The organism is Janthinobacterium sp. SUN120 (assembly GCF_030397735.1).
Taxonomy (GTDB): Bacteria; Pseudomonadota; Gammaproteobacteria; order Burkholderiales; family Burkholderiaceae_D; genus Janthinobacterium; species Janthinobacterium kumbetense.
This window is the reverse complement of record NZ_JAPUBW010000011.1, coordinates 1-9,114: the sequence shown is the minus strand read 5'-3', so window position 1 is coordinate 9,114 and position 9,114 is coordinate 1. Positions and strand designations below refer to the sequence as shown.

Annotated in this window: 3 protein-coding genes; all 3 read left to right on the top strand. The window is 64.1% G+C overall.

Features of this window, described 5'->3' with window-relative positions:
* On the top strand, positions 1-556 hold a 556-nt coding region (locus O0879_RS28445; protein WP_289920021.1), incomplete at its 5' end, for a phosphopantetheine-binding protein.
* Positions 557-607: 51 nt separating this feature from the next.
* On the top strand, positions 608-7,363 hold the full coding sequence (locus tag O0879_RS28440; protein WP_289920019.1) for a non-ribosomal peptide synthetase: 6,756 nt from the start codon (positions 608-610) through the stop codon (positions 7,361-7,363).
* 20 nt (positions 7,364-7,383) lie between these two features.
* Positions 7,384-9,114 (top strand): condensation domain-containing protein (locus O0879_RS28435; RefSeq protein ID WP_289920017.1); only part of this gene is annotated, 1,731 nt, incomplete at its 3' end.

The window sequence follows — 9,114 nt, the reverse complement described above, 5'->3', positions numbered from 1 at the left end:
GCAGGTGCGCGACGCGGTGGTGCTGGCGCGCGAAGACCAGCCGGGCGACCAGCGCCTGGTGGGCTATGTGGTCAGGAACGACATCGACATTGACAGCGCAGCGCTCCAGCTTGCCCTGCAGGCTAGTCTGCCGGCTTACATGGTGCCATCCGTGTGGGTGACGCTCGATACGCTGCCGCTGAACCCGAACGGCAAGGTCGACCGCAAGGCGCTGCCTGCGCCGGACGCGAGCCTGTCGCAGGCCGGGTATGTGGCGCCGCTGACCGATACCGAGGAAACCCTGGTTGCGATTTGGTCAGGATTGCTGAACCTGAAAGCGGACCAGATCAGCACGACCGCAGACTTCTTCGCCTTGGGCGGGCACTCGCTTCTGGCTATCCGGCTGGTCTCCGAGGTGGCGGACAAATTCGGCATTCAGTTGCAGATCAGGAAGCTATTCGAGCAGACCAGTATTGTCCAGATTGCGACCCTGATCGACGACATCACGGAGATGAATCTGATCAACCAGCATTTTGAATCAATGTCGGGCGAAGGCTTCAATGAAGTAGAGATTTGAACGGTGCCGGCGAATCAGGCTCCGGTTGTCCGGTTGGTTAACACATGGCACATGGAAGAATTAGAGATCACAATGCGTGAATTCATAAAGACGTTGGCAGGTGAAGGTGTCCAGTTGTACCTTGAGGGCGAGAAGTTGAAGCTTCGCTTATTCAAGAAGGGGGCGGAGGAGGCATTTCTCGATGCGATCCGCCACAACCGCGAGCAGCTTGTTAGTTATCTGAAGAAGAGCGCAAGCGCGCAGTTGCCGGTGGCGGCGGCGCGCCCCAAAGTACAGCGGCAGGCGCGCGAGCACAATCGTGTAATGGCATCGTTCGCCCAGCAGCGCTTGTGGTTTCTTGACCAGATCGACGGCGACAGCGCGCACTACAACATGCCGACCGTCCTGAAGGTCGCCGGATGCTTTGATACTGCCATTGCCGGACTGGCCTTCCAGCGCATCATCGAGCGTCATGAGCCGTTGCGAACGGTGTTTGCGAATGAGGGCGGGCAGCTGTTGCAGCTGATCCGCGAACAGCCGGAGTTCGGCATCAAGGTGATCGATCTGCGCCACCTCGACGCGGTCGCGCGCGAGCAGTCCGCACAGGAACTCGCGGCTGCCGACGGCCGGCTTTCGTTCGACCTGGCCAGCGACGTCATGGTGCGCGCAAGCTTTATCCGGCTGGGCGACGAGGAGGGCTTGCTGCTGTTCTGCATGCACCATATCGCTTCCGATGGCTGGTCGATGGACCTGCTGGTCAGGGAATTTATTGGCCAGTATCAGGCGCTGCGCAGCGGCGCGGACAATCCCTATGGCCCGCTAGCGGTTCGCTACGCCGACTATACCCTATGGCAGCGCAACTGGCTGAGCGGGGCGGTACTGGAGCAGCAGCTAGGCTATTGGACCAGGCAGCTGGCGGAGCTGCCACCGGTGCACAGCCTGCCGCTGGATCATGCGCGGCCGCTGCATCAAAGTTTCCGTGGCGCGCAGCAGCGCTTCTCGGTGGACATGGGCACATGCCGGACCTTGAAGAAAATTGCGCAGGACAGCCAGGCGACGCTGTTCATGGTGCTGCATGGCGCGTTGAGTATCCTGCTGGCGCGCCACAGCAACAGCGCTGACATCGTGGTCGGCACGCCGGTGGCGAACCGGCTTCAGAAGGAGCTCGAAGAGATCATCGGTTTCTTCGTCAACACGCTGGTGCTGCGCACCGACGTGTCGGGCAATCCGCGTTTCGACGAATTCCTGGAACAGGTCAGGATGGTCAATCTCGACGCGCAAAGCCATCAGGATGTGCCGTTTGAGTATCTGGTCGAGCGCATCAATCCTCAGCGCAGCACGCAATACAGCCCGCTGTTCCAGATCATGTTCAGCATGGGAATGGAGTCGCCCCGCGCCGCGCCGGTCCGGCTCGATGAGGTCGATTTTAGCGCGGTGGTGAGCAAGGATACGCCGGTCAAGTTCGACCTTGAGTTCGACGTCACGGAAACGGCGCAGGGCCTGGTCTGCCAGATCGACTACAACGCCGACCTGTTCGAGGCGCGGACCATCGCACAGCTGGCCGGGCAGTATGGGCTGCTGCTGCAAGGCATAGCGGCCGATCCTCGGGCGCGGCTGTATGAACTGCCGATGCTGGACGAGACCGAACGCCACCATCTGCTGCACACGCTCAACGCGACCGAAGCGGCCTATTCTCTGGACCAGTGCGCCCACCAGCTGTTCGAGGCGCAGGCCGAAAAGAATCCCGATCAGATGGCGCTGGTCTGCGACGGGCAGACGCTGACTTATCGCCAGCTGAACGAACGCGCCAATCGGTTGGCGCACTACCTGATGAACGAGCGCGGTGTGCTGCCGGATAGCCTGGTCGGCATCTGCATCGACCGCTCGCTGGACATGATTGTCGCGATGCTGGGCATCCTCAAGGCCGGCGGTGCCTACGTGCCGCTGGACCCGGCGTATCCCGAGGCGCGGCTGGCTTACATGGTCGCCGACGCCAGGCTTGACACCGTGCTCACCCAGCGCGCGCTGGTGGAACGCAAGGTGGTGGATGCGGCGCTGGCGCTGTGCCTCGATGACGAGGCGGTCCAGGACCAGTTGACGGCGCAAGGCGCCGGCAGTGTCGCGCCGCCCGCCATGGGTCTGAGGTCGTGCAGCCTGGCCTATATCATTTACACTTCCGGCTCGACTGGCAATCCCAAAGGGGTCATGATCGAGCATGCGAGTTTGGTGAACCTGGCCTGGTCGATCCGCCGACGGCTTGACCTGACCGGCGCGGAGAGCATGCTGCAGTTCTCCACGATTAATTTCGATCTGTCGATTGCCGACATCTTCGGCGCGCTGTGCAATGGCTCGCGGCTGGTGCTGCGTACGGACAGCTGGCCGCAGTCGCCCGAGCAGTTCTGGGAGCGCTGCGCCGCGCTCGATATCAACATCCTGTGCCTGCCGACGGCCTACTGGCACGAACTGGCCAAGGACAGCCGCGCGGCGCCGCCGCCGTGCATACGCCAGATCAATATTGGCGGCGAACAGGTCAACCGGGCGATGATTTCGGAATGGTACAAGCGTGCCGACAATGTCCGCATTGTCCTGCATAACGTCTACGGCCCGACCGAATGCACGGTCGACACGACCGTGGTCCAACTGGTCGAGGGCGTGAGCAATATCGGCAAGCCGATTGAAAACTACAGTCTGTATGTGCTGGGGCCGGCAATGAGTCTGGTGCCGGCCGGCGCGCCGGGCGAACTGTATGTCGGTGGCGTGGGACTGGCGCGCGGCTACCTGCATCGCCCGGACTTGACGGCGGAACGGTTCGTGGTCAATCCCTTTCATGATGCCCATCGACGCCAGAGCAGCAGCCGGCTGTACAAGACGGGCGACCTGGTGCGCTACCTTGCCGATGGCAACCTAGAGTTCCTGGGACGCGCGGACGGCCAGGTCAAGATCCGCGGCTTCCGCATCGAGCTGGGCGAGATCGAGAGCCAGTTAGCGGAGCATGAAGCCGTCGGCATCGCGGCGGTGGTGGCGCGCGACAGCAACAGCGGCGAGAAGCGTCTGGTCGCCTATTTGACGCCGAAGGACGGCGCAGAACCGGACCAGTCGCTGGCGGCCGAACTGAAAGCTTATCTGAAGCAGCTCATGCCCGAATACATGGTGCCATCGGCCTGGGTGGTGCTCGCCGCGCTGCCGCTGACGCCGAACGGCAAGGTCGACGCCAAAGCCCTGCCGGCGCCGGACGCCGGACTGTGGCAGCCGGCCTATGTGGCGCCGCGCAATGACGCGGAGCGTACGATGGCGGAGATCTGGGCCGATATGCTCCAGGTCGAGCGAGTTGGCATACACGACAATTTCTTCGAGCTTGGAGGGCACTCGCTGCTGGCGATCGGCCTAATCGACCGGATGCACGAAGCCGGTCTGGTCACAACGGTACGGGCGCTGTTCAGCATGCCGACCATTGCCGATGTGGTGGACACGCTGGGGCGCCGCGAGCATAACGTCGAGGTGCTGCCCAACCTGATTCCCGCCGGCTGCCAGGCTATCGGGCCGGAGCTGTTGCCGCTGGTCGAGCTAAGCCAGCAGGAAATCGATGGCATCGTCATGGCAGTGCCGGGAGGCGCGGCTAATGTCCAGGATATCTATCCGCTCGGTCCGCTGCAGGAAGGAATTTTGTTCCACCACCTGCTGCAGCAGCAGGGTGATGTGTACCTGCTGCCGATGCTGCTGGCCTTCGATGGGCGCGCCACGCTCGATGCCTTCGTTGCGGCGCTGCAGCAGGTCATTGCACGGCATGATGTACTGCGTACCAGCGTGGTATGGGAGGGCCTGAGGGAGCCTGTGCAGGTGGTATGGCGCGATGCGCCGGCGCTGATCGTCGACGTCAGCTTCGCCCCCCTGGATGGCGATATCGCCGCACAGATGGACGCACGCTACGATCCGGCGCATTACCGCATCGACGTGCGGCAGGCGCCGTTGACGCATGCCTTCGCGGCCCACGACCCCGTGAACGGGCGGTGGCTGTTGAAAATCATCCAGCACCACCTTGTCTCCGACCATGCGACGCTGGAAATCATCATCGGCGAAATCCGGACCATCCTCGCGAACGAGGCATCGCCGTTGTCGTCGCCGGTGCCATTCCGCCAGTTCGTGGCGCAGGCGCGCCTTGGCGTCAGCCGCAACGAACATGAAGCCTTCTTCCGCGAGATGCTGGCTGATATCGACGAACCGACCACCCCCTTCGGCCTGGCCGATGTGCAGGGGAATGGCAGGGACGTGCGCGAGGCGACCCAGATCATCGGCGCCGAGCTGGCTGGTAAGCTGCGTCGTGAAGCGAGCCGGCTGCAGGTGAGTGCCGCCAGTCTGATCCATCTGGCGTGGGCACAGGTGCTCTCGCGCCTGACCGGCCGCCGCGACGTGGTGTTCGGCACGGTGCTGTTCGGCCGCATGCGCGGCGGGGAGAAGGTAGCCCAGGTTCCTGGTGTGTTCATCAACACGCTGCCGATCCGCCTGGCGGTGGGGCAGCAGGAGGTGGCGCAGAGCTTGCGGCGCACCCACGAGTTGCTGACCCGGCTGGTGCACCATGAGCACGCGCCGCTGGCGCTGGCGCAGCGCTGCAGCAGCGTCGAGGCGCCTTCGCCGCTGTTTACGTCGCTGTTGAATTATCGGCATACGGCCCCCGGCCAGACGGGCGGCGGCGATGCGGCATGGCGCGGCACCCAGATCCTGAGCACAGAGGAACGCAACAATTATCCGGTGACGCTGTCGGTGGACGACTTCGGCGACGACTTCATGTTGACCGCGCAGCTCAGTGTGCAGGCCGAGCCGGGCCGCATTTGCGCCTATATGCAAACGGCGCTGGAAAATCTGGTGCAGGCGCTGGAGCAGGCGCCGCACACGCCGGTAGCGGCCGTCGAGGTGTTGCCGCCGCAGGAGCGCGAGCAGCTGCTGGTGGGATGGAACGACACTGCGCAAGCCTATGCGCAGGACCAGACCCTGCACGGCCTGTTTCGGCAGCAGGCCGCGCGCACGCCGGAGCGGGTGGCCGTGCTGTGCGAGGACCGGCAATTGAGCTACCGCGAACTGGACGAGCGTTCGGAGCGCCTGGCGCACTACCTGCGCGGCCAGGGGGTGGGCAGGGAAAGCCTGGTGGCGATTTGCGTCGAGCGCGACCTGGACATGCTGGTCGGCCTGCTCGGCATCCTGAAGGCTGGCGGCGCCTACGTGCCGCTCGATCCCGGCTATCCGAAGGAGCGGCTGGCCTACATGCTGGAGGACGCCAGGCCCGCGCTGCTGCTGACCCAGCAGTCGCTGCTGGGGCTGCTTTCGGCCGACGTAGTGACCGTTTGCCTGGACGGCGGCTGGGAAGCCGCAGTCGGCTCCGGCCTGGCGCCCGATGGCGGCGCCACGGCGGACCAACTGGCGTATGTGATCTACACCTCGGGTTCGACCGGTCAGCCGAAAGGCGTCGGAGTCACCCATGGCAACGTGAACAGCTTCCTGCACGCGATGCGCGGGCAGCCGGGGATAGTGGCTGACGATGTGCTGCTGGCGGTGACGCCGCTGTCCTTCGATATTGCCGGCCTTGAGCTGTTCCTGCCGCTGAGCGTGGGCGCGGCGACGGTGATTGCGCCGCGCCAGATGGCAGCCGATCCGGCCCAACTGGCCCGGCATATCGCCCGGCATGGCGTGACGATGATGCAGGCCACGCCGTCGACCTGGCGCATGCTGGTCGAACAGGGCTGGCAGTACGAGGGCCAGCCGCTCAAGCCGTTCAAGTTGCTGTGCGGCGGCGAGGCGCTGTCGGCGGCGCTGGCGGAAGAACTGCTGCGGCGCGTGCCGGTGGTGTGGAATATGTACGGTCCGACGGAGACGACGATCTGGTCGGCGCTGTGCGCGATTACGGACCTGGAGCACGGCATCCCGATCGGGCGGCCGATCGCCAACACGCAGATCTACCTGCTCGACGAGCAATCGCGCCCGGTGCCCGTCGGGGTTGCCGGTGAGGTGCATATCGCCGGCGCCGGCGTGGCGCGCGGCTACGTAAACCGGGACGAGCTGACGGCCGAGCGCTTCGTGCCCAATCCCTTCGGTGCGCCCGATGCGCACATGTCGCGCATGTACAAGACCGGCGACCTGGCGTGCTATCTGCCGGACGGCAGGATCGAATACCTGGGCCGCATCGACCAGCAGGTGAAGCTGCGCGGCTTCCGCATCGAGCTGGGGGAAATCGAAACCTGGCTGGCGCGGCACGCGGCGGTGCGCGAGGCAGTGGTGGTGGCGCGCGAGGACAGTCCGGGCGACCAGCGCCTGGTCGCCTACCTGACCACGCACGAGGGCAGCGCGGACGCCGGACAACTGCTACCGCAGTTGAAGGATTACCTTGCCGGCGCTCTGCCCGAACACATGGTGCCGTCGGCCTGGATGGTGCTCGATCAGCTGCCACTGACGGCCAACGGCAAGATTAACCGGAAGGCTTTGCCGGCGCCGGACGGGGGCCTGCTGCGCGCCGAATATGTCGCGGCGCAGACCGATACTGAAGAGCGGCTGGTGGCGCTCTGGCGTGAATTGTTGAATGTCGAGCGGGTCGGCATCCATGACAATTTCTTCGACCTGGGCGGGCACTCGCTGCTCATCATCAGACTGCACGTGCTAATCATGCAATATTTTCAGAAAAGCCTTTCTGTGGTCGATTTGTTCAGATATCCTACCATCGAAAAATTGGCAGGGGCCTTGGATAGTTCGCCCTCGGCAGCGGCGGCCGATGCGGAAAGTCTGGAGCGGGGCCAGCATCGCCGCCAGGCCATGCAGAGGCGCTCTGCCGCCCGCTCCAAATAACAATGATTCTTGAGAAACCTATGACTTCAACTCGCTCGCTTGAATCGATGAAAGAAGAACTCCTTGCCTTGCTGCTGCAGGAGGAAGACGATGCACCTCCGCCGGAATCGATTGCGCTGGCCGATCGCAGGGGATTGCTGTCGCTGTCGTATTCACAGCAGCGGGTCTGGTTTATCGACCGTTTTACGGGCGGCGGGGCGGCCTACAATATTCCGCGGGCATTCGAAGTCCAGGGGCGGCTGGACCGCGCCGCGCTCGAACGCACGCTGAACGAGATCGTGCGCCGCCACGAGGTGCTGCGCACGATTTTCGATATGGCCGATGGCGCGCCGGTGCAGGTGATCGCGCCTGAGCTGCGGCTGGCGATGCCGGTCACCGATATTAGTGGGCTGCCGCCGGACGAACGTCAGGCTAGGGCGAAATGGCTGGCGCAGGAGGAGGCGCAGGCACCGTTCGACCTGCAAACCGGCCCCTTGCTGCGTGCCCGGCTGATTGTACTGGGCGAAGACGCCTACGTTTTCCTGCTGACGTTTCATCATATCGTCTTCGATGCCTGGTCGATGGGGGTGCTGGTGGGAGAGGTGGCGGCTTTATACAGCGCGTTCGTTGAGGGGACCGTACCGTTGCTGCCCGAACTGGCGCTGCAGTATGCCGATTTTGCGCATTGGCAGCGCCAGCGGCTGGCTGGCGAGGTGTTGCAACAGCAGCTCGACTACTGGAAAACCCAGTTGCAGGGTGCACCGGCCTTGCTGTCACTGCCGACGGATCGTCCGCGTCCGGCGGTGCAGACCCACGAAGGCGGCATGGTGCCCGTGGTGATCCCGGCGCACGTCGCCAAAGGCTTGCACCGTATCAGCCAGCAGGCGCAAGCCACTTTGTTCATGGCGCTGGCGGCTGCGTTCAATGTGCTGCTCAGCCGTTATGCCGGCCAGGATGACATCTGCATCGGCACGCCGATCGCGAATCGCCAAAGGGCGGAGCTGGAACCGCTGGTCGGCTTCTTTGCCAACACGCTGGCGCTGCGCACGCGGGTGGATGCCGCGCAGTGTTTTGATGAATTGCTCGCGCAGGTCAAGGCGGCCACGCTGGGCGCCTATACGCACCAGGACCTGCCGTTCGAGCAGGTAGTGGAGCATCTGGCGCCGGAACGCAATACCAGCCACAGCCCGCTGGTACAGGTGATGTTCGTGCTTCAGAACGCGCCGATGGGCAAGCTTGAGCTGCCCGGGCTGGCGCTCAGGCCGATGGACATCGAGCACAATGTGTCGCCGCTCGATCTGACGCTGACGCTGGTCGAGGCGGAGGATGGATTGAGGGGGCACGTCGAATACAACACCGACCTGTTCGACCGCGCCACGGCGGAACGGATGGCCGCGCATTTCGGCCGCTTGCTGGCGGCGCTGGTGGCCAATCCGCGGGCGCCGCTGCGTGAGCTGGACATGCTGGCAGGAGGCGAGCGGCAGCAGTTGTTGGTGGAATGGAACAGTACCGCGCACGCGCACGCGCATGAGCACGCGCAGACCTTGCATGGCCTGTTCGAGCAACAGGCGCTGCACTGCCCTGAAACGGAGGCTGTCAAGTTTGCAGGCCAGTCGCTGACTTACCGCGAGCTCAATGCGCGCGCCAATCGCCTGGCGCACTACCTGCGCGGGCAGGGTGTGGGCGCCGACAGCCTGGTGGGTGTCTGCGTCGAGCGCAGCGTCGAGATGGTGGTGGGCTTGCTGGGCATCCTGAAGGCCGGTGGCGCCTAT

Coding starts and splice junctions, on each gene's coding strand:
- O0879_RS28440 (WP_289920019.1), top strand. CDS start 608: ATGGAAGAATTAGAGATCACAATGCGTGAATTCATAAAGACGTTGGCA.